The organism is Bradyrhizobium sp. U87765 SZCCT0048 (genome assembly GCF_018131225.1).
Lineage (GTDB): Bacteria > Pseudomonadota > Alphaproteobacteria > Rhizobiales > Xanthobacteraceae > Bradyrhizobium_A.
This window is the reverse complement of record NZ_JAFCMM010000005.1, coordinates 736,742-762,509: the sequence shown is the minus strand read 5'-3', so window position 1 is coordinate 762,509 and position 25,768 is coordinate 736,742. Positions and strand designations below refer to the sequence as shown.

At 66.6% G+C, this 25,768-nt stretch carries 24 protein-coding genes; 3 read left to right on the top strand and 21 right to left on the bottom strand.

The window, feature by feature from the left end; genetic code table 11:
- From JQ639_RS30220 to JQ639_RS30180, 9 genes are all read right to left on the bottom strand, one after another.
- A partial coding sequence (locus JQ639_RS30220; RefSeq protein ID WP_502748184.1) for a beta strand repeat-containing protein occupies positions 1 to 4,593 on the bottom strand: 4,593 nt, incomplete at its 3' end.
- 382 nt (positions 4,594 to 4,975) lie between these two features.
- Entirely contained in the window at positions 4,976 to 5,305 is a 330-nt protein-coding gene (locus tag JQ639_RS30215; protein WP_211963322.1) for a hypothetical protein, read from the bottom strand.
- Between the two features lie 108 nt (positions 5,306 to 5,413).
- Positions 5,414 to 6,409, bottom strand: a complete 996-nt coding sequence (locus tag JQ639_RS30210; protein WP_211963320.1) for a transglutaminase-like cysteine peptidase — start codon at positions 6,407 to 6,409, stop codon at positions 5,414 to 5,416.
- Between the two features lie 232 nt (positions 6,410 to 6,641).
- A complete protein-coding gene (locus tag JQ639_RS30205) occupies positions 6,642 to 7,976 on the bottom strand; it encodes an HlyD family type I secretion periplasmic adaptor subunit (RefSeq protein WP_211963318.1) in 1,335 nt (444 codons plus the stop codon).
- Complete coding sequence (locus tag JQ639_RS30200; RefSeq protein WP_249122930.1) at positions 7,963 to 10,107, bottom strand: type I secretion system permease/ATPase; 2,145 nt, start codon at positions 10,105 to 10,107, stop codon at positions 7,963 to 7,965. The genes JQ639_RS30205 and JQ639_RS30200 overlap by 14 nt, the downstream gene beginning before the upstream one ends.
- Positions 10,108 to 10,474: 367 nt before the next feature.
- Entirely contained in the window at positions 10,475 to 12,022 is a 1,548-nt protein-coding gene (locus JQ639_RS30195; RefSeq protein ID WP_211963314.1) for a TolC family outer membrane protein, read from the bottom strand.
- Positions 12,023 to 12,312: 290 nt separating this feature from the next.
- Positions 12,313 to 12,897 (bottom strand): hypothetical protein, encoded by a 585-nt coding sequence (locus JQ639_RS30190; protein ID WP_211963311.1) that lies wholly within the window; start codon positions 12,895 to 12,897, stop codon positions 12,313 to 12,315.
- A 390-nt stretch (positions 12,898 to 13,287) separates the two neighbouring features.
- Complete coding sequence (locus tag JQ639_RS30185) at positions 13,288 to 13,563, bottom strand: hypothetical protein (RefSeq protein ID WP_211963310.1); 276 nt, start codon at positions 13,561 to 13,563, stop codon at positions 13,288 to 13,290.
- 74 nt (positions 13,564 to 13,637) lie between these two features.
- Positions 13,638 to 14,084: a MerR family transcriptional regulator gene (locus JQ639_RS30180; protein WP_211963309.1), complete on the bottom strand. Its 447-nt coding sequence runs from the start codon at positions 14,082 to 14,084 to the stop codon at positions 13,638 to 13,640.
- A gap of 110 nt (positions 14,085 to 14,194) precedes the next feature.
- Here JQ639_RS30180 and JQ639_RS30175 point away from each other — a divergent pair, with 110 nt between their 5' ends.
- Positions 14,195 to 15,211, top strand: a complete 1,017-nt coding sequence (locus tag JQ639_RS30175; RefSeq protein WP_211963307.1) for a zinc-dependent alcohol dehydrogenase family protein — start codon at positions 14,195 to 14,197, stop codon at positions 15,209 to 15,211.
- Positions 15,212 to 15,610: 399 nt separating this feature from the next.
- Here the strand turns inward: JQ639_RS30175 and JQ639_RS30170 are convergent, their stop codons facing one another.
- The 4 genes from JQ639_RS30170 to ku form a co-directional block, all read right to left on the bottom strand.
- Positions 15,611 to 15,856 (bottom strand): hypothetical protein, encoded by a 246-nt coding sequence (locus tag JQ639_RS30170; protein ID WP_211963305.1) that lies wholly within the window; start codon positions 15,854 to 15,856, stop codon positions 15,611 to 15,613.
- 201 nt (positions 15,857 to 16,057) lie between these two features.
- A complete protein-coding gene (locus JQ639_RS30165) occupies positions 16,058 to 16,330 on the bottom strand; it encodes a hypothetical protein (RefSeq protein WP_211963303.1) in 273 nt (90 codons plus the stop codon).
- Positions 16,331 to 16,332: 2 nt separating this feature from the next.
- Positions 16,333 to 16,632, bottom strand: a complete 300-nt coding sequence (locus JQ639_RS30160; RefSeq protein WP_211963301.1) for a histone — start codon at positions 16,630 to 16,632, stop codon at positions 16,333 to 16,335.
- Between the two features lie 12 nt (positions 16,633 to 16,644).
- Entirely contained in the window at positions 16,645 to 17,616 is a 972-nt protein-coding gene (ku, locus tag JQ639_RS30155) for a non-homologous end joining protein Ku (RefSeq protein WP_211963299.1), read from the bottom strand.
- A gap of 295 nt (positions 17,617 to 17,911) precedes the next feature.
- Here ku and JQ639_RS30150 point away from each other — a divergent pair, with 295 nt between their 5' ends.
- Positions 17,912 to 19,366 carry an ArnT family glycosyltransferase gene (locus tag JQ639_RS30150; RefSeq protein ID WP_211963297.1) on the top strand — a complete coding sequence of 485 codons (1,455 nt, stop codon included), beginning with the start codon at positions 17,912 to 17,914 and terminating at the stop codon, positions 19,364 to 19,366.
- Between the two features lie 387 nt (positions 19,367 to 19,753).
- Here JQ639_RS30150 and JQ639_RS30145 read toward each other — a convergent pair whose 3' ends face one another.
- The 7 genes from JQ639_RS30145 to JQ639_RS30115 all read right to left on the bottom strand — a co-directional run bounded on the left by JQ639_RS30145 (position 19,754) and on the right by JQ639_RS30115 (position 23,148).
- Complete coding sequence (locus JQ639_RS30145) at positions 19,754 to 20,005, bottom strand: hypothetical protein (protein WP_211963296.1); 252 nt, start codon at positions 20,003 to 20,005, stop codon at positions 19,754 to 19,756.
- Complete coding sequence (locus tag JQ639_RS30140; protein WP_211963294.1) at positions 20,002 to 20,397, bottom strand: hypothetical protein; 396 nt, start codon at positions 20,395 to 20,397, stop codon at positions 20,002 to 20,004. The genes JQ639_RS30145 and JQ639_RS30140 overlap by 4 nt, the downstream gene beginning before the upstream one ends.
- Positions 20,398 to 20,402: 5 nt before the next feature.
- Entirely contained in the window at positions 20,403 to 20,756 is a 354-nt protein-coding gene (locus tag JQ639_RS35445; protein ID WP_249122856.1) for a hypothetical protein, read from the bottom strand.
- Positions 20,753 to 21,472 (bottom strand): hypothetical protein, encoded by a 720-nt coding sequence (locus JQ639_RS30130; RefSeq protein ID WP_211963292.1) that lies wholly within the window; start codon positions 21,470 to 21,472, stop codon positions 20,753 to 20,755. Before JQ639_RS30130 ends, JQ639_RS35445 begins: the two co-directional genes overlap by 4 nt.
- Complete coding sequence (locus JQ639_RS30125; protein WP_211963291.1) at positions 21,472 to 21,621, bottom strand: hypothetical protein; 150 nt, start codon at positions 21,619 to 21,621, stop codon at positions 21,472 to 21,474. Before JQ639_RS30125 ends, JQ639_RS30130 begins: the two co-directional genes overlap by 1 nt.
- A 104-nt stretch (positions 21,622 to 21,725) precedes the next feature.
- Positions 21,726 to 22,799 (bottom strand): acyltransferase family protein, encoded by a 1,074-nt coding sequence (locus tag JQ639_RS30120; RefSeq protein ID WP_211963290.1) that lies wholly within the window; start codon positions 22,797 to 22,799, stop codon positions 21,726 to 21,728.
- A 40-nt stretch (positions 22,800 to 22,839) separates the two neighbouring features.
- A complete protein-coding gene (locus JQ639_RS30115) occupies positions 22,840 to 23,148 on the bottom strand; it encodes a hypothetical protein (RefSeq protein ID WP_211963288.1) in 309 nt (102 codons plus the stop codon).
- Positions 23,149 to 23,488: 340 nt separating this feature from the next.
- Here JQ639_RS30115 and JQ639_RS30110 point away from each other — a divergent pair, with 340 nt between their 5' ends.
- Positions 23,489 to 24,706, top strand: a complete 1,218-nt coding sequence (locus JQ639_RS30110; RefSeq protein ID WP_211963286.1) for an acyltransferase family protein — start codon at positions 23,489 to 23,491, stop codon at positions 24,704 to 24,706.
- On the opposite strand, the gene JQ639_RS30105 is transcribed toward JQ639_RS30110, so the two are convergent.
- A complete protein-coding gene (locus JQ639_RS30105) occupies positions 24,639 to 25,673 on the bottom strand; it encodes a tail fiber protein (RefSeq protein ID WP_211963284.1) in 1,035 nt (344 codons plus the stop codon). The two genes, JQ639_RS30110 and JQ639_RS30105, sit on opposite strands and share 68 nt — an antisense overlap.
- Between the last annotated feature and the right edge of the window lie 95 nt (positions 25,674 to 25,768).

Sequence of the window (25,768 nt, the reverse complement as noted above, 5' to 3'; positions counted from 1 at the left end):
CTTGATGCCGTCGGTCGGCGAGCCCTTGTAGGCGGTGAGCAGTTCGCCGCCATTGTCGAGCGCGGTCACGACATAGGTCAGCGCCACGCCGCCCGACGACAGCGCGGTGCCGGCGGCGCCGGTGACGCTGAGGCCGAGGCTGGCGACGGTGCCGGTTCCCCCGGCGATCGCCGTCGGGGTGTCGCCGCCGCTCAGGAACGACAGGGTACGGCCGAAGGTATCACCTGCGCCGGTGTGGATGTCGCTGTCGGCGCCCCAGTTGATGTTCAGCGCGACATTCGAGACGGAGGCGTTGTCGACCGCATCAAAGCTGCCGCCGGTCTTGTTGGCGCCGCTGAGGCCGTCTTCGCCCACCGTCGAATCCGCGACCTTGCCCGCTGCGGTCGGCACATCGTCCTGGACATTGACCGTGAAGCCGGTGTTGACGGTGTCGCCATCGGCGTCGGCCGCCTGCACCTTGAACGTCAGGCTGATCGAATTCGAATTGGCGGCATCGTCGAGTGGGCCGAGCAGCGTGAAGTTGTAGCTGCCATGGGCGCTGGTCGGATCGAGCAACAGCGTGAACACCTTGATGCCGTCGGTCGGCGAGCCCTTGTAGGCGGTGAGCAGTTCGCCGCCATTGTCGAGCGCGGTCACGACATAGGTCAGCGCCACGCCGCCCGACGACAGCGCCGAACCGTTGGCGCCGGTGACGGTCAGGCCGAGACTGGACACGGCGTCCGTGCCGCCGGCGATCGCGCTGGGATTGTCGCCACCGCTCAGGAACGACAGGGTGCGGCCGTAGGTGTCGCCGGTGTGGCGGATATCGCTGTCGGCGCCCCAGTTGATGTTGAGCGCAGCGTTGGCCACCGAGGTATCGGCGCCGAGCGTGCCATTGCCGCCGCTGAGGCCATCCTCGCCGACAGTCGAATCCACCACCTTGCCCGACACCACCGGCACGTCGTCCTGGACGTTGACGGTGAAGCTTGTGTTGACGGTGTCGCCATCGGCGTCCGCCGCCTGCACCCTGAAGGTCAGGTTGATGGTGTTCGAATTGGCGGCGTCGTCGAGCGTGCCGAGCAGCTGGAAGCTGTAGCTGCCATGGGCGCTGGTCGGATCGAGCGTCAGCGTGAAGACGGCGTTGCCATCGCTCGGCGAGCCCTTGTAGGCGGTGAGCAGCTCGCCGCCATTGTCGAGCGCAGTGACGACATAGGTCAGCGCCACGCCGCCCGAGGACAGCGCCGAACCGTTGGCGCCGGTGACGGTCAGGCCGAGGCTTTCCACGGGGCCGGCGCCGCCGGCGATCGCCGTTGGGCTTTCGCCGCCGCTCAGGAACGACAGGGTGCGGCCGTAGGTATCGCCGGTGTGGCGGATATCGCTGTCGGCGCCCCAGTTGATATTGAGGGCGACATTGGTCGCGGACGTATCGGCGCCGACGGTGCCGTTGCCACCGGCAAGGCCGTCCTCGCCGAGATTGGAATCGCTCACCTTGCCGGAGGTTACCGGCACATCGTCCTGGACCGTGATCGTGAAGCCGGTGTTGACGGTGTCGCCATCGGCGTCCGCCGCCTGCACCTTGAACGCAAGATTGATGGCGTTCGAATCCTTGGCATCGTCGAGCGTGCCGAGGAGCGTGAAGCTGTAGCTGCCGTGCGCGCTGGTCGGATCCAGCGACAGCGTGAACACCTTGATGCCGTCGCTCGGCGAGCCCTTGTAGGCGGTGAGCAGTTCGCCGCCATTGTCGAGCGCGGTCACGACATATGTCAGCGCCACGCCGCCCGACGACAGCGCGTTGCCATTGGCGCCGGTCACGGTCAGGCCGAGGCTCTCCACGGGGCCGGCGCCGCCGGCGATCGCCGTTGGGCTCTCGCCGCCGCTCAGGAACGACAGGGTGCGGCCGTAGGTGTCGCCGCTGTGGCGGATATCGCTGTCGGCGCCCCAGTTGATGTTGAGCGCGACATTGGGCACGGAGGTGTCGGCGCCAATGGGGCCGTTGCCGCCGGCGAGGCCGTCCTCGCCGAGGGTGGAATCGGTCACCTTGCCGGACACCACCGGCACGTCGTCCTGGACGTTGACGGTGAAGCGGGTGTTGACGGGATCGCCGTCGGCATCCTTCGCCTGGACGGTGAAGGTCAGGTTGATGGTGTTGGAATTGGCGGCATCGTCGAGCGTGCCGAGCAGCTGGAAACTGTAGCTGCCATGGGCGCTGGTCGGGTCGAGCGCCAGCGTGAACACCTTGATGCCGCCTTCGGGCGAGCCCTTGTAGGCGGTCAGGAGTTCGCCGCCATTGTCGAGCGCCGTCACCACATAGGTCAGCGCCACGCCGCCCGACGACAGCACGTTGCCGTTGGCGCCAGTGACCGACAAGGCAAGGCTCGCAACCGTGCCCGCGCCGCCGGCGATCGGCGTCTGGCTCTCGCCGCCGCTGAGGAACGACAGGGTGCGGCCATAGGTGTCGCCGGCGTGGCGGATGTCGCTGTCGGCGCCCCAGGTGACGTTGAGCGCGACATTGCTCGCCGAGGTATCGGCGCCGGGGGTGCCGTTGCCGCCGGACAGGCCGTCCTCGCCGACGCTGGAATCGGAGACCTTGCCCGCAACGGTCGGCACGTCGTCGGTGACATGCACGGTGAAGCTGGTGCCGACGGTATCGCCGTCGGAATCCTTGGCCACGACATGGAAGGTCAGCGGCTCGTCGTTGCGGCCCTGGCCCGCCGGATGATCAAGCGGGCCGAGCAGCGTGAAGTTGTAGCTGCCGCTGTTGGCGTCGGACAGCACCACCGTGAACACGGGTGTCAGGCCGGCAAGGCCGGTCAGCGTCGCGCCGGCGGGCGTGGTGAGGATGACGTAGGTCAGCTCGACGCCGTTGGAATGCAGATGCAGCGCCGTGAGGTCGGCGATCGTCGTCGCCGCGAAGGTGACGGTGCGGTCGATGGCGCCGGTGTTGGGATCGGCACGGTCCGCGCCCCAGTCGATGTTGAGCGCCACGTTGCCGGTGGTGGCGCTGACGAAGGCGCCGCTCTCGCCGCCGGCGCTCTCCGCCAGGGTGTGATCGGCAACCGGTCCGGTGGTCACCGGCACGGTGTCGTTGATGGTCACCAACAGCGAGCCGTTGACGGGATCGCCGTCGCTGTCGGTCGCGGTGAAGTGGAAGCCGAGATCGATCGACTGGAAGGTGGTGCCGCCGGCGATATGATCGAGCGGCTGATACTGGGTGACGGTGTAGTTGCCGGTGTCGCTGGCGTCCGACAGGGAGACCACGAACACGATGTTCGACGGCGCCTCGCCGCCGGTCGGCGCCGCGGTCGGCGCGACGTCGCCGGTGTAGCCGACGAGCGTGGTGCCGTTGTCGAGCAGCACGTAGTGCACGGCGTTGCCGTTGGAGGTCAGCGTCGCGACGGCCGAGGTCGCATCGCCGGCATGGCCGGTGACGGTCACGATGGCATCGGAAAACACCACCGAGCGGTCGCCGTTGTGGCCGTTGGTGGCGGACACGCCGCCATCGACATGGGCATTAAAGCGGTCGGCGCCCCACGAGATGCCGAGCGAGCCGGTCGCGGTCGCCGGCGTCAGCGTCGCCGGATCGGTCAGCGTCGAGTGGCCGACCGCGGTCTGGTCGATGGTCGGGGTGTCGTCGTTGACGTCGACATGGAAGGTGCCGCTGGCGGTGTTGCCATGGCCGCTCACGGCGGTGAAGGCGACAGTGAGGTCGAGGGTGTCCTCGGTGCCGTGCACCGGATGGTCGAGCGGCCGCTGCAGCGTGACGGTGTAGGAGCCCTCGAGGCTGTCGGTGCTCAGCGTGATGGTGAACACCTGGTTGGCCGCGACATTGGCGTCGCTGCCGACATAGCCGATGATGGTCTGCACGCCGTCGATGGTGGTGACGAGGATGTGGACGGCCTCGCCGCCCGAGGTCAGGCCGGCGAGACCGGGCTGGTCCGCGACGAACAGGATCTGGCGGCCGGCGGTGTCGCCGCCGAAGTCGATGTGCAGCGAGCCGGTGACCACCGTCGCCTGCCCCGCGATGTCGCCGGGGCCGCCCGCGATGCCGCCCGGCAGGCCTTCGTCATCGAGCAGCGCGACGTCGGCGGTGCCGAGGATCGGCACCGGGAAGCCGGGATTGACCTGCGAGAACGTCGTGCCGCCGGTGGACTCGTTGCCGAGCAGGCCGAGCGGCGTGGCGGCGCCGCCGAGCGCATCGACCGTGGGATCGACGAAGTGGGCGCCCGAACCGGTGCCGCCGGTCGAGCCGGCGGCGGGCAGCACCGACTGATCGGTGGTGACCGGGAAGAGCGAGGCGAACTCGGTGCCGTTGAGCACACGGTCCGGCCCCATCTCGAAGCTGACGTTCGGCAGCGGCTCGCCGCCGGCGTTGAACACCGGATCGATCGTCACCGTCGACTGGTTGTCGAACAGCACGACCAGGCGATCGCCGACCCGCACGAAGGTGATCTTCTCGTTGGAGATGTCGAGGAAATCGAGCTTGGTGTTGCCGTCGAGATGAACGGTGATCGCCGCGCCGTTGGCAGGCTTTTCCAGCTTCAGCGTGCGCGCTGCCGGCGACGCCGGAACGGCCTGCGAATTGGACAACTGAGCGAGAACGAGCGGCTTGTTCATCTTCAACCCCACTTCCGGCCATGCCCCATCCGTACGCGGGCCGATCCGGTGAGGTTAAAATATTCTTAACCTATGAAATGTCCAACGTTTTCAGCCGCTTTACTGGTGTTTGGTTAAGTTTGCGCCAGATGAGAGTAAAGTCGATACAAACATTGATTCAAATTATATTTGTTAAACGGCCGGCCTGAGCTTCGTGACTCATGGGAATACTCAATATTTCATCAGTATTATTCGCCTTTATTCTGGAAGGCGGCAAAATAAAGGCAGAATCTATTGTTTCGAATCGTGTCTACAGACACAAAAAAGGTGACCGGCGGGACCGATCACCTCTGGGAATATTTTCCAGTATTTGCCGATACGCGCGGTTTGCGCCGATTGAGAGTCAGGCCGGACCGACCGAACAATTTAGCGCCGCGCCCTTCTGACGCACGAGCTGGGCCTGATCGCGAAAACCTTCGAGCCAGATGCCCGGCGCGGCATAGCGATAGCCGTCGCCCATCGGAATCAGGCGCACGTGAATCGCACGATGCGGCGACAGATGCAGGCGGCCGGTCACGACCTCGCCGAACACCGTCGTCGCTGCAGCGTCGAGCCGGTAGTTCGCGCCGTTCTCGCAGGCGACGACGAAGCGCCCCGCAGCGCCGACAAGGCCACCGGCTTCGGCGGCTGGCGCCGCCGCCACGATCGCCATCGCCGCCGCGGCGGCAGTCATCCATTGTCCAGATCCACGCATGCCGATCGCTCCCCCGCGCTCCATCCACTCATGGTCAATCTGGGCGGAGAATCCGGCGGCGTCAACGATCGCCTGGATGCGATGACGTCACAGCAGCAGCGGCAGCCGCGACAAGCCGCCGCCCGCCGCCGCGGCATCCGCCGCCGGCTGCAGGTCCGATGCGCTCTCGTGGCTGATATGCTCGGCATAAGGCGCGGCGAACAGGCCGACGCCATCATGGTCGATGGCGAACAACGGCGTGAAGTGCGCCACCTCATCGCTTTCGAGCGGCATGGCGCGGCGATTGTCGAGCACCAGCCAGCGGCCGTCGACACGCACGCCGAGCACCGCGTGGTCCTGGCGCACCGCATTGTCGCGCACCAGCAGCAGCTTGAGATCGGCCTCGGCGACGCCGAGCTCGCGCAGCAGCATGTACTTGGCGATGGCGTAGTCCTCGCAATCGCCCTGCCCCGTGGCCAGCGTCGCGAGCGGCGAACTCCAGAGATCGGCGACGCCATGCTGCTCGTAATCGCTGACATAACGCACGGCGGCGTTGACCGAACGATTGACGATCGCCGCGCGCACGGCGCCGTCGGCTTGGAGTGCCTCGCGCATCATGCCGAGCAGCGCGCGATCGGCGGCGCCGCACAGTTCGGGCGCGGAACGGCACACCTGCAGGCGCAGGCTGTCGCCGGCCATGCGGGCCTCGACGGTCCGCCACTTGGTCCAGAGAATGCCGTCGGGCGCGCGGAACACGAACAGGCCGAACGGCTGGTCGCTGACCTGCGGCACCACTTTCGCCGCGGCGTCCAACGCCGACGCCGTGCCGGCGGAGGCGACCTGCACCCCATTGGCAGCGGGCTTGCCGCTGTGATCGCGTTTGGCCAGCACCGCGCTGATGGTGAAGAAGCGCGCCGGCCCCGGCGTCGCCGGAATCTCGATGTCGGGCCCGGCCTGCGCCGGCTCCGCCACAACCTTCTCGACGACCGCCTTGCGCGGACGCGGCTTGGCCGCACTCGCCCCGGCGGCAGGAATGGTAAATGAAATCGCAACCGCGACTGCGGCAGCCCACACGGCCGCACGCGACTGACCGATACGCAACATGATCGACGCCCCGTCGTCCGCGGCGTCGGTCGGCGATCAGGCGCCGATCCCGCTGCGGATCCATGGCGTCCACCATGCGTGCGGCGCGCTGCCGCGCGGTTAAAACGCGTCAACCAGCGGGGGAATGATGCGGAACAGGTTCAACGGAGCGCGAGCAGATTCGCTCGCATTTGATGGATCCCCTTTGGGAATCCGTTAAGCATGGCGCGGCCGCCTGCGGCCGCCGCCATCCTCAGCGCTCGCGCAGCGCCTCGTCGCGCAGCATGCGGGCCGGCTTCATGATGTAGTCCAGCACCGACTTCTCGCCGGTCAGGATTTCCACCGTCGTCACCATGCCGGGAATGATCGGCAGCGGGTGCTCGCTGGTGCCGAGATGGTTCCTCTCGGTGCGCACCATGACGCGGTAGAAGGTCTCGCCGCGCTCGTTCTTGTCGCCCTTCTCGTCGGTGATGGTGTCGGCGCTGATGCGCTCGACCTTGCCATGCAGCGAGCCATACACCGAGGAATCGTAGGCGGTGATCTTGACCACCGCCGCCTGCCCCGGGCGCATGAAGGCGATGTCCTGCGGGCGGATGCGGCTTTCGACCAGCAGCGTGTCGTCGAGCGGCACCAGCTCGGCGATGCTGGCGCCGGGCTGCAGCACCGCGCCGAGCGTCGTGATGTTGAGCTTGTTGACGATGCCGCGCAGCGGCGCGCGCAGCTCGGTGCGGCGCACGCGGTCCTGCGCCCCCTTGATGTTCTCGTCGAGCACCGCGAGATCGCCGCGCGACTTGGCGAGGTCGTCCTCGGCCTGGGCGCGGAACGTCGCCCGCACGGTCGACATCCGCGCGGCCGCCTCCTCGATCGCGGCCTGGGTCTTGATGATCGACGCGCGCACCACCGCGAGCTGGCCGCGCATGTCGGTGGCCTGGCGGTCGGAGCGCAGCATCTCGATCTCCGGCACGACCTTCTGCCGGTAGAGGTTGCGCGTCAGCTCGAGCTCGCGGCTCATCAGCTTCAGCGTGTCGTCGAAACGCACCTCCGAGGCCTTGAGCTCGTCGATCTCCTTTTCCTTCTGCGCCTTCTGCTGGGCGACGACGTCGACGTCCTGCGCCAGCTTGCGCATGTGGGCCTCGAACACGGCGCGCTCGGCCTGCACGCTGCGCGGCGACGCGGCGGCGAGATCGGCCGGAAAGTCGAGCTGTTCGCGCCCCAGCGCCTCGGCCTCGAGCCGCGCGACGCGCGCGGCCATGGCGGCGCGGCGCTCGCGCACCTCACCGAGCTGGGCGGCGAAATTGGTGTCGTCGATGCGGAACAGCGGCTGGTCCTTGTCGACCAGCGCGCCCTCCTGCACCAGGATGGCACCGATGATGCCGCCTTCCAGCGTCTGCACCACCTGGGTCTGCTGCGACGGCACGACCTTGCCGTTGCCGCGCTTGACCTCGTCGAGCACGGCGAAATGCGCCCACACCACGAACACGAACAGCAGCCCGAGCGTGCTGAACAGCAGCAGGCGCGCGGTGCGCGGCGTGCGCAGTTCGACCGCGGCGCGGATGTCGTTGGCGAAGGCGAAATCAGAGCTTCGCATGCACGGCTCCCGCGGGTTGGGCGGCGCCGGCAGCGCTTGCCTGCGACGGCGCGGCGGCCGGCACCGGCTGCGGCCGCAGCCGCGTCATCACTTCGTCGCGCGGCCCGTCAACCACGAGACGGCCCTGGTCGAACACCAGGATGCGGTCGACCAGCGCCAGCAGCGACGGACGGTGGGTGGACACGATGATGGTCATGCCGTTGCCGGCGATCGCCTTGAGGCGGTCGAGGAATTCGCCCTCGCTGCGGACGTCGAAATGCGCCGTCGGCTCGTCGAGGAACAGGATGCGCGGCTTGCGGATCAGGATGCGCGCAAGGCCGATCGCCTGCTTCTGGCCGCCGGACAGGCTGCGGCCCCCCTCGGCGATCAGCATGTCGTAGCCCTGGGGATGGCCGGCGATGAAGGTCTCGACGCCGGACAGCCGCGCGGCCTCCAACACCTCGGCGTCGGTCGCCGACGGCTTGCCGAAGGTGATGTTGTCGCGCAGCTTGCCGTAGAACAGGTCGGTGTCCTGCATCACGAAGCCGACGCCGGCGCGAAGGTCCGCCGGATCGTACTGGTGGATGTCGATGCCATCGACCAGGATGCTGCCCTCGACCGGCGAATAGAAGCCGGCGGCGAGCTTGCCGATGGTGGTCTTGCCGGAGCCGACGCGACCGATGATGCCGATGCGCTCGCCGGGACGCACGCGGAAGCTGACATTGTCGAGCGCCTTGGCCTGGCTGTTCGGATAGGCGAACGACACGCCGCGAAAATCGACGGCGCCCTGCTTGATCTCGCGGGCGACGAACACCTTGTCGGCCGGACGCTCGCGCTCCAGGCTCATCAGGCGGTCGATCGCGCGCAGCGACGAGAAGGTCTGGGTGCCGCGGGTGATCACCGCGGCAAGGCCGGCGATCGGGCCGAGCACGCGGCCCGACAGCATGTTGGCGGCGACCAGCGCACCGACCGACAGCTTGCCGTCGAGGATCAGGAACACGCCGACCACCACCAGCAGCAGCGAGCAGATCTGCTGCGCCACCGAGGCGCTGGTCAGCGCCATCGACGACCAGAACTGCACGTCCTCGCTGGAACGCGCGGTGGCGGCGACCGAGCGCTCCCACCCCGTCTGCATGCGCGCCTCGCCGGCGGTGGCGCGCACCGTCTCCATGGCGGTCAGCGATTCGACGAGAATGCCGTGGCGCGCGGCCGACTCTGCCTGCAGACGGCGGATGGCGCGGTCGAGCGGCCGCTGCAGCAGCAGGCCGATGCCGATCATCACCGGCAGCATCAGCAGCGGAATCCACGCCAGCGGCCCGGCGACGATGAACAGCACGACGATGAACAGGATGGCGAACAGCAGGTCGGTGATCGTCACCACCGTGCCCGAAGTGAAGAACTCGCGCACCGAGTCGAAGTCGCGGATCTGGTTGGCGAGAATGCCGACCGACTGCGGCCGCTTGGCGAGCTTCACCGACATGATGTGCTCGAAGATGCTGGCAGCCAGCACGACGTCGATCTTCTTGCCGGTGACGTCGATGATGCGGCTGCGCACGACGCGCAGCAGAAAATCGAACACGATGGCGAGGCCGAGCCCGACGCCGAGCGCCACCAGCGAGGGGATCGCACCGTTTGGGATGACGCGGTCGTAGACGCTCATCGTGAACAGCGGCGCGGCGAGCGCCAGGATGTTGACGATGAAGGCCGCGACCGCGACATGGATGTAGTTCGACTTGAAACGGCTGACCGTCGACCAGAACCAGTGGCTCTGCGGCAGATCGCCCGCCGCGGCGGCGCGCGGATCGGCGACCTGGATCGGCCGCAGGAAATAGGCAAAACCGCTGTAGCGCGCCGCGATGTCGGCGAGCGCCTCGACGTGGCCGGCCTCGTGACGCGATGGATCGATCACGGTCATGCGGCCGCTGTCGCGATCGGCGCGGACCAGGATGCGCGTCGAGCCATCGCTCAGCACCAGCACCGCGGGCAGCACGAGGCTCGGGATATCGGCGATCGGACGCTCGACGAGTTCGGCCTCGAGGCCGGCGCGCCGTGCGGCGCGCTCGTACAGCGACGGACCGAGACGGTTGTTCTCGACCGGCAGGCCCGCGAGCAGCGCGTCGCGGCTCAATGCGCGGCCGTGATGGGCTGCCATGAACAGCAGGCTGTCGGCGAATGGATCGACCACGACGGCACGGTCGTCCGCGGCTGCGGACGCGTCGCTGATGTCCAGCGGCTTTGGCGAAGCGCTCACTTCGTGTCTCATGTCTGTCGCGCGCAATCCTCAACGCAACATCGCCTCGCGATCAGGATGCACGCCCGGTGATCGCGAAACGCAGCGGCATTGCCGCGGCCATCGGCCACGGTGCCGACAATGCAAGCTGTAGCAACGCTGGCCACGCTTGGCTCCGGCAATTCGGCATTAACGGCGGTCAATCCGCCGACACGGTAAATCCTGACGCCGGGCCGCAGCCGCTGTCGCGCACGCCCGCCGCGTACCACCGCGGCGGCAGCGCCTGCACTCAGCGGTGCAGGCTGTTGGTCATGTAGTCTTCGGCCGTCGCCGTCGCGCGCGGGCCGGTCTTGGGCCACGGATCCCAGGCGCTCAGCACCGCCTGCTGGTTGCTGGGCAGGAAGCTGTCGAGCCAGTCCGGCCGCGCGCCCGTCGCGTTGAGCGGCTCCGGTCCCGGCGCGGGCGCCGACAGGATGATCGGCGGAAACTTGATCGGCACGAAGCCGAACGGCTTGGTTTCCAGCACGTCGACCTCCGGCGGCGGCGCGGTCTTGAGGAAGGACAGCAGGTGTCCCATCGCCGCGAGCAGCTGATAGTCGGCGAACACCGCCGTGCCGCGCGCGGACACCAGCGACACCTCGGCGTTGAAGAACTGGTTCTGCGCGTTGAGCGTATCGATCAGCGTGCGCTGGCCCAGCTCGTATTCCTTGTTGTAGGCGGCGTAGGTGCGCCTCGCGGCCTCGACCTCGCGCGCCAGCGCGGCGACGCGATCGGTGGTGATGGTGCGTGCGGCCCAGGCCTTGTCGAGCGCTTCCACCGCATCGCGCTGCAGCCGCGCGTGCTTCTGGGTTTCCTCGATCATGCGCTCGGCAGCTTCCTTGCGCTTCCAGCTGTCCTGGCCGCCGCGGAAGATATCCCAGCTCATCACGACCTTGCCGCTGACCTCGTCGTACTGGCCGCTGTACAGCACCGAGTCGGCGCCGCGGGTGGCGCGGCCCTCGAGCGACACCTGCGGCACGAACGCGCCGGCGGTGGCGTTGAACGCGTGCTTGGCGGCATCGACATCGGCCTGCGCGGCACGGATGGTCGGATTGTAGCGCACCGCGATCGCCAGCGACTCGTCCTTCGAGCGCGGCAGGCCGGACAGGCGGCCCGGGAAGCGCAGGTTGTAGGGCTCGATGCCGACGACCTTGCGGTACTTGGCGCGCGCGGTCTCGAGGCTGAGGCGGAATTCCTCGAGCACGGCCTGCGCCGACGCGACGCGCTCCTCGGCCTGCTGGTTGTCGCCCTCGCCGGCACGGCCGCCGCGGAAGCGCGCGCGGACGTTCTCGCGAACGCCGAAGTGCACCTTGAGGTTTTCCTCGGCCAGCGCGACCAGGCGCTGATAGCGCACCATGTCGATGTAGGCTTCGGTGGCGTCGAGCGCGATCAGCTCGGTGCGCTCGAGCACGCGCAGCGCCGCGGCATCGACACGCGCGGCCTGGCGCCAGATCTCGTTGATGGAGGCGAAGCCGTCGAACAGCGTCTGGCGGATGACGATCGAGGCCTCTCGACCGCGCTGGTAGACGCCGTTGTCGGTCGGCTGCGGGAGGACGTAGCGCTTGAGCTTCTCGGGACCGGCGCTGGCATCGAGCCGCACCTGGGGCAGCAGCACCCCCTGCGCCTGCCGCAATTCCGCCTCGGTCGCCCGCCGGTTGGCGCTGGCTTCACTGACGCCCGGATTGGTCCGAACCGCCTCCTTGATGGCGTCGTGGATCGAGAACACGTCGGCCGCGCCAGCGAGGACGATTCCGCCCGCCAGCACCGCCGCCCCGACAACTACCCGCAAAATCAACATAAAATGGTCCCACTCCCACCTTGGACGGCTAGCAATGGGCCCTGCGCAAATCAACGACGCCGATTCAGCTTCGTGTCAGGGAAGGACAATGGTCCTAGGAAAAAATCGGAAATATTTCAGAATATTAGGGAGAACTGTGACCCATTTACCATACGTTAAGACAAACTGAAGTCTGCACGGGTTGAGATTCGGCCAACCGACTCAGTCCTGCCGCAATCACCCCGAAGCCGTCCTGGGGTTGTATTCGCAGGACGATTCGCCCGGGAATCGGATGCCGCCGCCGGCCGCGCTCACACAGGCCGGTGGGCCGCCGCGGCCGACTGCAGCCACAGCAGGCCATGGGCGAAGAGGCGGATCGGACATGTCGCGGCGCGGATCGCGTTACGGCGCGACGGCAGCATCCCAATGATCGCGGCCGAGCCGGCGTCAACGACACGGCGCCCCGCGCATCCGATGCGCAAGGCGAGCGGCGTCGCCAGCCGGCGCACGCTCGCGACCGCCGGACGGCCATAGCCGTCGCGCAGCGCGATGGCGATGGCGCGAGCCACCCGTGCGCAACGGCCCAGCCACGCCGCGACGGGATCATGCACGGCGCTCGCCACCACGAGCACGCGAAACGCAAAATGTCCGGCAAGATGAACTGCGAGCGCCGGCAGCACGCCGAGAAAGATCAGGCTGACGATGCGGTAGGCCAGTTGCTCGGACGACAGCAGGCTGTGCAGCCCGGCGAGGACGAGACAGCCGACGGCGACATTGCGGCTGAGGCGGAAGACGCCGTCGGCGGATCGCCTCAGCCGCTCGGCCGCATGCGATCGCGCCGGCTTCTCCGGCGCGAGACTCTGCACACCGCAATCGCTGTCCATGATCGTCACCATGCTGGCGTCCCCGACCAGAATGACTGCGCAGGAGATTAGCAGCAGCTGCTGAATGGCTGGTTACGACGAACCCCATCCACAGCGATACGCAACGCGTCGCGGCTCGATCGCGCGCGCCCGCGGCGGTAGCATCACACAGGATAGACATCGACCGACACAATCGACGGTCCTGCGACGGCAGATGCCGCGCAAGACGCGCACAGGCGCATCGCATGTGCCGCGACCGCCGCACGATAGGCCAACCGGTCAGGACATCGCTTGCTGTCGAACGCATCCGCCGTTCGATGCCGTCGTCAGCAACCACATGAACAATCACATGCGCCGCGCTTTGCAGCACGCGCCGGATGCGGCAGATGATGCTCGTCAGGTCAGTCGCATTGTCAGGGGCAGTCAGCCGCCATAACCGCCGCTCGACCGGCCGTTGGCATTCTCGGCGGCGCTGTTCGAGCCGTTCATCGAATTGGCGTTGTTGCCGCCGGCCGCGGCATTGCCGCCGCTCATGTCCGGCGCCGGACGCGCGATGCGCGGATCCGGCGTCGCCTGTGGTGCGGCCTGGTTCACGGCCGCGCGATGATGCGCCCTCACGGTTTCGGCGCGTCCGCCTGCCGGCCATGCGGCGATCGCGAGCGCGCCGAGCAGCAGCGCGGATTTCAGTCCTCGGATCATCCCAACGGTTCTCATCTCTGCACCTCCCTGACCGCCGCGGCCGCGCGTCGCGGCGCAGCTTGCGGCGGCTCATGCTATCCCCGCGCCGATACCGCCTTGTTCACGTCTCGTCGAGCGGCGCGCCGGCCCGCGGCGCCGGATGCGACCGGCGCGGCCGCCGTCACCGCGCCCTCCTCCGGCAGGTTCTTCAGAAACCCCGCGAGCAGGCGGCGGCTGTGCGTGAGCGCGCCGATGCGGGCGTCGAGCTCCTTCATCTCTCGCGCAAGGCCGGCGCGCAACGCCGCGCATGGCACGAAATGCGGCGTATCGCCGAGCAGGCACGGCAGCAACTGGCGAACGGCATCGAGCTTCAGCCCGGCCTCGCCGAGCAGGCGGATGCGCCGCACCGTCACCTCGGCGGAGGCGTCATAGTCGCGATAGCCCGCCCCGGTGCGGGCGGGCGCCAGCAGCCCTTCCGCCTCGTAGTAGCGCAGCATCCGGACACTCACGCCGGTGCGCCGTGACAATTCGCCGATCTTCATTCGTCCCGATCCGCCGCGTGCCGCCGCCCGGTCATGCGACCGCTTGACCCTGACAGCGCTGTCAGACTCTAGCATCCCTCTCCCCGACCGCCAACCGCGAGACAACGACCATGAAACTCTACCGCCTGACCCGCCACGCCGACGGCGCGCGCGCCACCCTGACCGATGCACCCTTGCCAGAACCAAAGGCCGGCGAAGTGCGCGTGCGCATCGCCGCCGCGAGCCTCAACTACCGTGACCTGCTGGTGCGCGACGGCGTCGCCAAAGGCAACGGCGAGGGCCGCATCCCGCTGTCGGACGCCGCCGGAGAGGTCGACGCCGTCGGCGTCAATGTCCACCGCCTCGCGGTCGGCGACCGCGTCGCCGCGTCGTTCTTCCGCGACTGGACCGACGGCCCGTTCCACGCCCGTTACATGAACGCGGCGCTCGGCGGCAGCCTGACCGACGGCGTGCTCGCCGAACATGTCGTGCTGCCGGAGCATGCCTGGGTGCGCCTGCCGGACACGCTTGACGCCATGGCCGCGGCGACGCTGCCCTGCGCCGCCGTGACGGCGTGGCACGCGCTGGTGGTTCGCGGCGGCCTGCGCGCCGGCGACACGGTGCTGGTGCAGGGCACCGGCGGCGTCGCGCTGTTCGGCCTGCAGTTCGCCGTGGCGCTCGGCGCACGGGTGATCGTGCTGTCGTCGTCCGACGACAAGCTGGCGCGCGCCCGGGCGCTCGGCGCCACCGACCTCGTCAACTACCGCACGACCCCGGAGTGGGACGCCGCGGTGCTCGAACTCACCGGCGGCGCGGGCGTCAGCCATGTGCTGGAGCTCGGCGGGCCGCAGACCTATCAGCGTGCGCTGAACGTGATCGGCGCCGGCGGACGCATTGCCCAGATCGGCGTGCTGACCGGCTTCGGGCCACAGCCCAACCTCGCGCGGCTGCAGGGCATGAACGCCGACATCCTCGGCATCACCGTCGGCTCGCGGGCGCATTTCGAGAACATGCTGGGGTTCATCGCCGAGCATCGCATCACGCCGGTGATCGACAGGGTGTTCGCCTTCGATGACGTCGAGAACGCCTATGCGCACCTGCGCGCCGCCACCCATGTCGGCAAGGTGGTGATCAGGGTGAGGGCGTAGCGCGCAAACGGCGGCCGGCCGTCGTGTCGAAGTTCGCCCCACTCGCTCATGACCGCCGGATTGCGCCGGCAATCCGGCTGCCTTATCGCATGACGCGCGTTTTGATCACCCGGTGTGAGGCGCAGCGCAGCCGCGTCGCGAAGGTTCAGGCATCAGCGCCACGGCCTCAGAGCTTGACCGAAAAAGCAATCAGCGATCCAAATTTTTCGTCGCCGGGCTTGTCCCGGCGACCTCGATCAGGAAGGTACTGCGTCCCCAAGCGAGATGGCCGGGACAAGCCCGGCCACGACAGAGAAATACGGAACGCGCCGTCGCCTGACGCATTTTCGGTGAGACCCTCAGGGCGCAGGACGCGCGGCGATGCCGCGCTCCTCGCCATGAAGACCTCACGGTGCCGGTTCAGTCCGCCGACGGCAGCCTGCGCATGGTGAACTCGATCATGTCGTCCGGCAGCTCGCGCCAGTTCTCGACCTCGCTCATGTAGGCCGCCTTGGGATAGCGCGCGAGATATTCCTTGGCCTTGGCGCGGGCCTCGGCGCGCGGCAGCAGGAAGCTGTCGCGCTTCATGCCGTCGTTCCACGTGCTGCGCTGAAATCGTCGCTCGGCAATCTGCCGCGCGATATCCTCCGGCTTCTGGTAACGCATGACACCGTCCTGTCCAACCTGCCCGATCATCGCCTCCCCCGGTCTTGTCCCACCGGCATGCGGCGGGGTGCCGGGACTTGTCATTGTCGTCACTGTCGCTCGACGCCAAGTTGCTCGTCGTCAAGTCACTCCCCGCCCAGTCACTCGCGGGGACGTCATTCGCCTTCACCGTCGGCGCGTTCGCCGCGGCTGCGGGCCGCCCTAACGGCCGGACGCCTTGCCTCGTCGCTGCGCGGCCTGTCGCGGAGCCGCGGATCGCGTCCGCGCCGGCAATCGCGCCGCCGGCGCCGCGCTGGCCGGCACCCCGCGTGCGCTCTTGCGCAGCGCGTCGCGCAGGTCGATCGGCACGCCATGTTTCCTGAGAAGATCGGCGAAGGCCTCGTCGGCGAGCTCCTGCAGCGTCGCCATGCGGTCGCGCCCGAGCTGCTTGAGCTGGCTGAACGTCTCGTCGTCGAAATCGATCAGCTTGCGCATGGTCATCTCGCCCGGGCCGATGTCTTCGCCGGTGTCTTGCCCCTGCCCGCCTTCGCCGCGCTCTTGCTGACGGGCTTGCTCGCCGGCGTCGCCTTGCCCTTGACTGGCGCAGCCTTGTCCTTCGCCGGCGCCGCCTTGTCCTTCACTGGCGCAGGCTTGTCGCCCGCCGGCGCGGCGTCGCCGAGCGAGCCGTCATGCACAAGCGGATCGTCCTCGAGCCCGGGCTGCAGCGCCGGCGCGGTCTTCAGGACCCGCCCGGACTTGTAGTTGCGATGCTCCCACTCGTGCCGGTCGATGCCCATGGCGCTGCTCCGTCAACCCGCCTTGCGCTGGCGCCCGGGGGAACGCGCCGGCTTCTTTGCGGCCTCGCGCGGCGCTTCCTTGGCGGCGGCGGTCTTGCCGCCCTTGCCTGCGATCGGGAACAGCATCTCCTTCTGGCCTTCGATACGCTTGCGCGGCTTCTTGCCCTTGGCCGGCCTTGCGGCCTTCTCGGCAGCCGCCGGCGCCTTGACGTCGCGGCCGAGGCTCTTGCGCAGCGCATCCATCAGGTCGATGACGTTGCCTTCGCTGCGCGCCTTGCCCCTGGCGATGGGCTGGCCGGCCTTCTTGCGATTGATCAGATCGATCATCGCACTCTCGTACTCGTCCTCGAACTTGTCGGGTTCGAAGTGGCCGGACTTGCTGGCCACGATATGCTCGGCGAGATCCAGCATCTCCTTCGTCACCTTGACGTCCTGGATGCCGTCGAAATACTCGCCTTCGTCGCGCACCTCGTAGGGATAGCGCAGCAGCAGGCCCATCAGGCCCTTGCCGCGCGCCTGCAGCGCGATGACATGCTCGCGGTTGGTCAGCACCACGCGCGCCAGCGCCACCTTGTCCATCGCCTTGATGGTCTCGCGGATCACCGCATAGGCGTCGTGGCCGACCTTGCCGTCCGGCACGAGGTAATACGGCCGCACCAGATAGAGATCGTCGATCTCGCTCTTGGGCACGAACGCGTCGATCTCGATGGTGCGGCTGCTCTCGGGCAGGATCGCGTCGATCTCGTCCTGGCTGACCTGCAGATAGGTGTCGGTATCGACCTTGTAGCCCTTGACGATGTCCGAGGATTCGACCTCGTCGCCGGTCTCGGCGTCCACCTTCATGTACTTGATGCGGTGGCCGGTGTTCTTGTTGATCTGGTTGAAGCTGATCTTCTCGGACTCGGACGTCGCCGGGTACAGCGCCACCGGGCACGTCACCAGCGACAGACGCAAAAAGCCCTTCCAGTTCGGACGCGGCGCCATCTGAAAACTCCAAACGCAACACGCAACCAATGGATCGGCACGGGGATTGGTTCCCGCCGGTCCAGACAGGCCTTCATGCTACCCTTTCCTGCGTAACAGTCGATAGGATCGATGGATTTTTGCGGGCCGACTGGTTAAGGCAGGAACAGGCCGGGAACATCGGGCGCCCGTCAGCCCCGGAAAAGCAAGGTTAGTAAACTCACTTTACGCCATCCCCCCCTCCGCCCGCCTTGACTTGGCCACGCCGGTTGCCGACAGGAGAGCGGTTCCCTCCCGTCCGGTGCGACCTCCCTTCATGCTGCTGTATCACTTCTTCGTTCCGGGCCAGTGGCTGCTCGGCCGCTTCAACAGGCTCGACGACACCCGCCGCCCGCTGCTGTGGATGCTCGCCATCGCCCTCCTGATCACCGGCCCGGCGCTGCTGCTGCGCGCCGTCCATCACGAGGAAGGCACGGTAATCTCGCTGGCGCGCGGCGCGCTCGAGGACGGCCACTGGCTGACGCCCACCCGCTATGGCGTGCGCTTCGTCGAACGGCCGGTGCTGCTGTCATGGATCGTTGCCGCGCTCGGCGCGCTCGCCGGCGAGATCACGGCGCCGCTGACGCGGCTGCCGCATGTCGCCTTCCTGATCCTCGGTGGCGTTCTGGTCTACGACCTCGTCAGGTCGGTGGGCGGCAAGGCGGCCGGGCTGTTCGGCGCGCTGTGCTGGTTCGCGAGCCCGATGGTGGCGCAAAAGGCGATCACTGCCGAGCCGGACGTCACCACCTCGGTGCTGCTGTTCAGCGCGTTCTGGCTATGGTGGAAGAGCGCCGCGGCCGGGCGGCTGACGCTCGTGCGCTGGATCATGATCGGCGCGCTGATGGGCCTCGCCGGCCTCACCAAGGGGCCGCAGCCGGTCGGCTATGTCACCATCGGGCTCGGCCTTGCGCTGCTGGCGCGGCGCGACTGGCGGCAACTGCCCGGCTTCGTGCTGGCGAACGCCATCGCCGGCGTCGTGGTCGGCGCATGGTATGTCGCGGTGGCGCGGCCCGACGATCTCCATGGCTGGGCGGTGCACTCGCGGCTGTTCAGCCTCGGCGGCCTGCGCCTCGTCGGCGACCATCTCGATTTTCTGATCAGCCTGATCGCCGAATGGCTGCCGGGCACCATCCTGCTGGGCCCCGCCATCGTCGTCGCATGGCGCGGCGCGAAGGAGCCCGACATCGAACTGATGCGCGCGGCGCTGATCTACGGCCTGGCGTGCTCGCTGGTGCTGCTGGTGTGGCCGGGCGGCGTCGCGACGCGCTACGCCATGCCGGCCAATCCGGCGCTCGCGGTGATGTGCGGGGTGATGTTCGCGCGCTGGCGCGGGCCGCACACGCGCGTCGTCGTCAGCGCGCTGTCGATTGCGACCCTGATCACGGCCTATGTCGTCGTCGTCAGCTGGATCGTGATGCCGTTGATGCCGCGGCTGTTCAACGAGGCGCAGGTCGCCGGTGAGGCCACGCAGGCGGTACGCCGCACGGTGCAGGGGCCGCTCTATGTGCTGCAGAGCTCGGCCGAGCACAACATGCTGGCCTATGTCACGGCGCCGATCCACGAGCTGCCGTCGCTGGATGCGCTCGCCGCCACGCAGGGCGCGGCCGTCGCCGTGATGACGCCGCAGGAGCGTGCCGCGCTGGCCCAGCGCGCGCCGGCGCAGGACTGGCAGGAGCGCGCGCGCGTGCATACGGTAGGCGAGGAATTGCGCGTCTACGAACGCACGCGCTGACGCGGCATCCGCGACAGACCGGGCGCCCGCGACTGAAAAGCAGTGCTGAAAACGATAAATGGCCCGACACGCCGAGGGGGGCAAGGCGTGCCGGGCCAAGTCGGGAGGAAGCAGACGGCCGGTCTGCCAGCGGATTCACGTCAACGGCTCGTCAGGTCATTCTCCAGCCCATCGCCACATCGGCAACGTCGTCTGCGAATCTCTTGTCATCATGTAATGATCCGGGCCTGCTGATCGATCCGGCAAAGCGCGACGATCGCCGCCTGCCATGATACCGCCGGGAGTTGCCGTTGCCGGGATCGCACGCCGCAGCGCGGCGGCGGGACGATTGCGCGGCGAGTCTATCGTGCGCCGGCGCGGATGGCTCGAGACCGGCCCGGGCGCGGCTCAGTGCCGGCTGACCGCCAGCCAGATCAGCCCGAGCACGCCGGTGACGATAATGGTCACCGCCGTCCCCAGCCCCTTGCGCTTGACCGTGTCGCTCGCCTCGCGCCAGGCGCGCAGATGGGCGAAATCCTTCTGCACGGCGATCACCGCGTCGGGATCGTCGGCATTGACGCCGAGCGCGAGGAAGAACTCCTTCACCGTCGCACGCGCCGTCTCCTCCGCGATCTCGCGTACCTCGTGACTCACCGTCATCCGCCTCTCCTGAAGATTTTCGACACCCGCTCGATCGCCGTGGCGCCGAAATAGGACACGACGATGGTCTGGAACACGGCCCAGAAATTCGGGTCGAGGCGATCCGTGACGCCGAGGCCGAGCACCTTGTCCCACACCACCACCTTGAAGGCGAAGATGATGAAGGGCGCGGCGAACAGCGGCCGGATCATCGCCGTGTACCAGCGGCCCTGCTCGGCGATCAGCAGCTTCGTCGCTTCGGCGCGCGCGGCGATCTCGGAGCGGATCTCGGCTTCGGCCAGCTCCAGCGCCTTCTGATCCCGGCTGTCGAGCGACTGCAGGCGCGCCTTGTAGGCGCTGACGATACCGGACATCACCGGGCCGCCGAGAAACGAAAAGATCGCCCCCCACATCGTTGTCAGCCCTTCCTGATCGAACGCAGCCGCGCCACCAGCGTGACGATCGAGATGCCGAGCAGGATGCGGCCGACCGTCCTGGCATCGCCGATCGCCGCCGCGATCTGATCCTTGAGGCCGGGATCGCCCAGCGCATCGCCGATGCTGTCGATCGCCTGGAAGAGCGCGCCGACCAGCGCCAGCAGGTAGGACCAGGCGACTGTCAGCGAGCGCCACGCCAGCGCCCACGCCTTCTGCCAGAACGTATCGGCGTCGGCATAGAACGCCTTGAGCGCCGGCACGGCGCGCAGGATCGGCCGCAGCACCAGCACATAGAGCAACAGCGCCGCGATGGCGCACACCAGTCCCCAGATCATGCTTTCCTCCTGCCGAACAGTGCGCCGAACAGCGCCTTGATCGCCGCGCCGATCGAGCCCGGCGCGGGATGGGTGAGCGAGGGCGACGACGACGGGACGGTTGTCGGTGAAGCGTTTGCCGGCGGAGACGCCGCCCCCGGGCGTGCGATGCCGGCCGCGACGCCGGCATCGATCTCCGCCATCGCCAGCAGCAGCCCGGCGCATCCCAGCTGTTTGTCCACCAAGGCGGCGTCGTACTTGCCGTCGGCGACATACTTGCCGCGGCTGTACTGGTCGGTGCCCGACCACACGTAAGGCGACGGCCGCCCCATCGCGGCATAGCCGAGGCCGTTGTACTGCTCGAGCAGCGTCAGGAGGCCGCCGGGCGACCAGTCCGTCCAGCGCCCGGCGAACGGCGGACACGCGGTCAGCGCGTCGATCGCCGCCGCCGCCCAGCTCGGAAACGGCCCCCGCCCCTTCGGCACGTGGATACTGATGCGGTCCCACGGATCGCCCTGCGCCAGCGAGGCGTCCCAGCGCTGCGACGCCTCGCGCTCGTGGATCACCGCGATCACGAACCACGGCACGCCGGTCTTCGCCGCCACGGCCTGATAGCGGTCCTTCGCCGCCACCAGCCGCCGCGCCACGGTCCGAAAAGCTGCGCCCCGATCGGCGAGCATCCGGGCGACCGCCCAGCGCCGCGCATTGGCGGCGGTGAGCGCGCTCAAGGCCACCATCAGAGCTTCCGCTCGATGTCGGCCCTGATCTCGGCCGCGACCTTGCTGGCCTCGCCGCGCGCAAAGGCGCGGATCTTCGGCCACGACAGCCCGGCCATCACACCGAGCGCAAACAGCACCACGTCGCCGATCAGAACGGCAGTCGTCATCGTCGTTTCTCCATGAAAAAAGGCCCTCGGAACGAGGGCCCTGGGCAAAGAAAAAGCCGCCCGGAGGCGGCTGGTTGAGGTTGAGAGACTGAAGCGTTGGAGAGTTAAGCCGACGCCTTGCTCGCCATTTCCGTTGCTCGCCGAGCTCGGCCTGATGTGAGCCATCGCCCGAACCTGTTCAGGGGCATTTCAATGTAGGCCCAGGACGCATAGGACACCGGAATGGACAGCAGGATCACGACCAGAGAGCAGACGACCCCGACTTCAATCGGATGACTGCGCGTCAACGGCAGTGTTGCGGCCTTGGCGCAAACGATCTCGACGACAATCATGTTGAACAGATAAAAGCTGAAGCTGATCGCGCCCATGAACCTTGAAAGAGGAAGGGACAGCCACCTCCCCAGGTCTCCAGCACGTCCGTAGTAGAGCTGTGTGACAAGAATGGCGATGGCGGCATGTTGCAGGGTCGCACGAAGGAACACCACGGCCACGAGCACGACAAGCCAGGAATGACGCGGGAGCACTTTTGCAATCCACGCCCCGATCCTGGTCGGCACGAGCGCCCCGAAGGCAAAGCACAGCCACGCCCCCTGGAAGTAGGGAAATATTTTATGGACAGACTGGCTGCGAAACACGATCGAAATGGCGGCGAGAACAGCCACAAGGCCGAGCTCGCGACCTCGGCGATAGCCGAAGAACGCCAGCAGGATGAATGCCGGCGCGATCATTTCTGCGTTCAGTGTCCACGTGACCGGATTGACCTGAAAGCTGACGAGCGCGACGTTCTCCAGCATCTGCTGCAGGGTCACCCCGCGACCGAATTCCGGAATGACGACGGCATAGAGGGCCAGGCACACGACAAGAGCCGGGTAGATGCGGAAGATGCGCCGGGTGTAGAACCTGAGCGGCAAGGTCTGCGGCGCGCCATCGTCGGCCATCAGGCTCTTGAACAAGACCGCACCGCTCAGCACGAAGAAAATGAAAACGGCTGTCATCCCGTCGAACACTGTAAAAAACAGCTTCGACAAAACGCTATAGCTATCGTGCAGGCCGCTCCAGTTCGCCTCGTGGATACGCTGTATCTGGGAGGGCTCCACATAAAGAACGGTGTGGAATATTGCCACCGTAATTGCAGCCCAGCCTCTCAACCCATCGAGTTCCACGTTTCTGCTGGTCAAAACATCTCTTCCGCACGCGCCCAAGTGTTTCAGAATGTTACTATATGATCTCTGGTGGGTCCAACAGGAGATCCTCAAATTGCGCGCAGCGGATACGGGACAGGGTTGCGGGCGGCACATTGCCATGCGCGCCGCTGTCCGCGCGGCGGTTCACGAGAGCGATATTTGCGGTGGTCTGATCGTGCTGGTCGGCGCCGGGCCCGTGTTTGGAAAGCTGCGCTGTTTGCGCCGTCGAAACCGTTTTGGATAAATGCCTGACGGCAACCACGACGCTCGTGGCGATCGTCAGCTTCGCCTTCAGTCGCCATCGCGCTTTGGCTGGAAACACCGCGCCGTGATCGGCGAGCATCGGGACGACCACCAATGCTGCGCACGGCGATAAGCGGGCTCGAGCGCCACCATCGCAGCTTCCACTCGGCCCTGATCTCTCCTCGGTCGCCTCGCCGCTCGACCATGCGAGGATCATCAACCATGACAGCCCGTCAAATACGCCAAGCGCAAACAGCGACCACGCCGCCGATCAAAAAGGCGGTCGTGAACGTCGCCCCTCTTAAGGGCACTCGCAGCGGCGCCTTTCAATAAAGAAAAAGTCGCCCGGAGGCGCCTGGTTAAGAGGAGCATAACGCACCATTTTGCGTTGCAAAATATCGAATTTTTTCCTAGGTTCTGGCCCGCAAGGAATTACCTAGATGAATCTATTCAAGACTCTGTTCTCGCCGCTCTCCGAGGGCGAACAGCTTGCTGCTCGCAACGTCGGCCATTTCTACGGTATCGATCTCCTGCGCGGTCTTGCGGCAATTGCCGTCGTGATCTGGCACTATCAGTTTTTCTTCCAGGCAGGCCCGCTCAAGCCGACCGAAGCCCCTCAGGACATAGATCGCACCATCCAACCGCTGTACTCGCTGTTGTGGCCGATCTACGAGCACGGTCATTGGGCAGTCCAGCTATTCTGGATGATCTCTGGATTCGTGTTCGCCCACATTTACGCGGGCCGCGACACCAAGCTGTCGGACTTCGCGCTGCGCAGGTTCGCGCGGCTCTATCCTCTCCATCTCATCACGCTGCTGGTGGTCGCCGCTCTGCAGGCAACCAGTTGGTGGATGGTCGGGGGGTATCAGATCGTGTCGCGCAATGATCTCTACCACTTTGTTCTGCAGATCTTCATGGCATCACAATGGGGCCTGCAGGACGGAGTGTCGTTCAACTTCCCCGTTTGGTCTGTCTCGATCGAAGAGCCGATCTATCTGCTTTTCTTCTTCACTGCGCTCGGGATTTTCGCGCGCGGCATCGTGCGACCGCTCGCTCTCGTCGCCGTTGGCGCAGTACTAACCCACGCGCTCCACGTCGAGACGCCAAAGCTCTTTGCTATGTGCGTCATGTTCTACTACACGGGTGTGTGCCTTTACTTCCTTGCGGCAAAGCTGCGCCGACATTTGGCTCTCACCATTTCTACCACCGTTGCTGGTATTTGCGCTGCTCTGTTGCTATCCGAGCTGCGGATTGGCGGCCGCGCGCTTCCTCCATATGACATCGGCTTCGCCCTATTTTCGCCCATGGTCTTGTTGCTTGGCGTTATAGGCTACCGGCCGACGACGAACCTAGCCGCGTCGCACTTTCGATGGCTCGGAGATGCCACCTATTCCATATATCTGTGGCACTTCCCGGTGATCCTTCTGATTTGCATCGCACGCACCGCAACAGGCGCCGGAGATCTCATCTTCCGCAGCCCTTTGGCGTTGGCGGCATGGGTCGCGACGATGACTGCTATCGGGTGCGCATCGTTCCGCTGGATCGAGCGCCCGGCGCAGCATGTAATCCGCAGGGGACTTTCTGCAACGGCTAAATCACCCGCAACAGCATCGGTAGAACGATCGTCGGCGGCATCGTCCAAAGAGCAGCCTGCGTGACATTGCCGTTCATCGACGTAGTCCCTCCCGAGATGCTATTAGTGCTAGGGTTGATGACGACAGTTCGCGGTGTCCCCCCCGCACTCAGCGCCATCGCAGTTCCGGCGCCGCCACCTGGCGGCAAAGGCATCGCCTGAAACTGCTCACCAATGCTTGTTCCAGTCGAAGTAAAGGTACGGTTGTCTGCTACTGTAACGCCGAGCCCGACGTTCGGCAGATTGACCTGCCCAATCGCATGGTTTTGGCTACCACCTGTGGCGCCGATCGTGGCGCCGTTGATGCCGCTGCCGGCTGTCGAGATGTAACCAAGGACTGACGAGCCTCCCATGCCATCAAGACCAGCGATGACGCGTCCGCGGAGATCCGGGATGTTGAACGTCGAAGTTCCGTCCCCGGCGCCATAGGCCGTCCCGATCATGCCGAACAGCACGGAATAAATGGTCCTCGAAATCGGCTGACCATAGGGCAGCACGAATGCGGAGTTTGGCACACCGCCAGAGATGTACGGAATGAGGCCGCCGACCGGTACATAGAACGGATTGCCAGCGATCCCACGCAGGATAAACTCGTTCGCTGTCGCAAAATAGGTGACGACATACGGCGTTCCCTGCACCAGGGTCCCCGACGGAACCTCGACGCCTGGCTGATAGTGGATCGGCGCTGCTGTCAGGCCATCGACGCTCAAGGTGCACTTGTCGCTGTTCGTCGCATGCGGCACGAACGCAATCTGCTGGCCATCGAGATGTGCCAGTGAGTCGAAGCCCTGATAGCTCGAGATATTGTAGGCGGTCGCCGTCCCCGTCGTGACGATCGCGCCGGCGATATCATCGCGGTATTTTGCGGCCGCAGCCATCATACCGCGTGTGCCGTCGTTCACGGCCGAAGGCGCCATTCCTTCGGGAAACGGGCAGCTCGGATCGGCGTTGGCGTTGTTGGCAGCCGTGCGGCTCCACTTCCAGAACGTCATGGTGGCCTCTCGATTCAATCGTCGGTCAACTGGTGAAACGGGATGTGAAGGTGTCCGTCGCGCCGTCGGCGCAGTCACACCGGCACGTTTGTGCT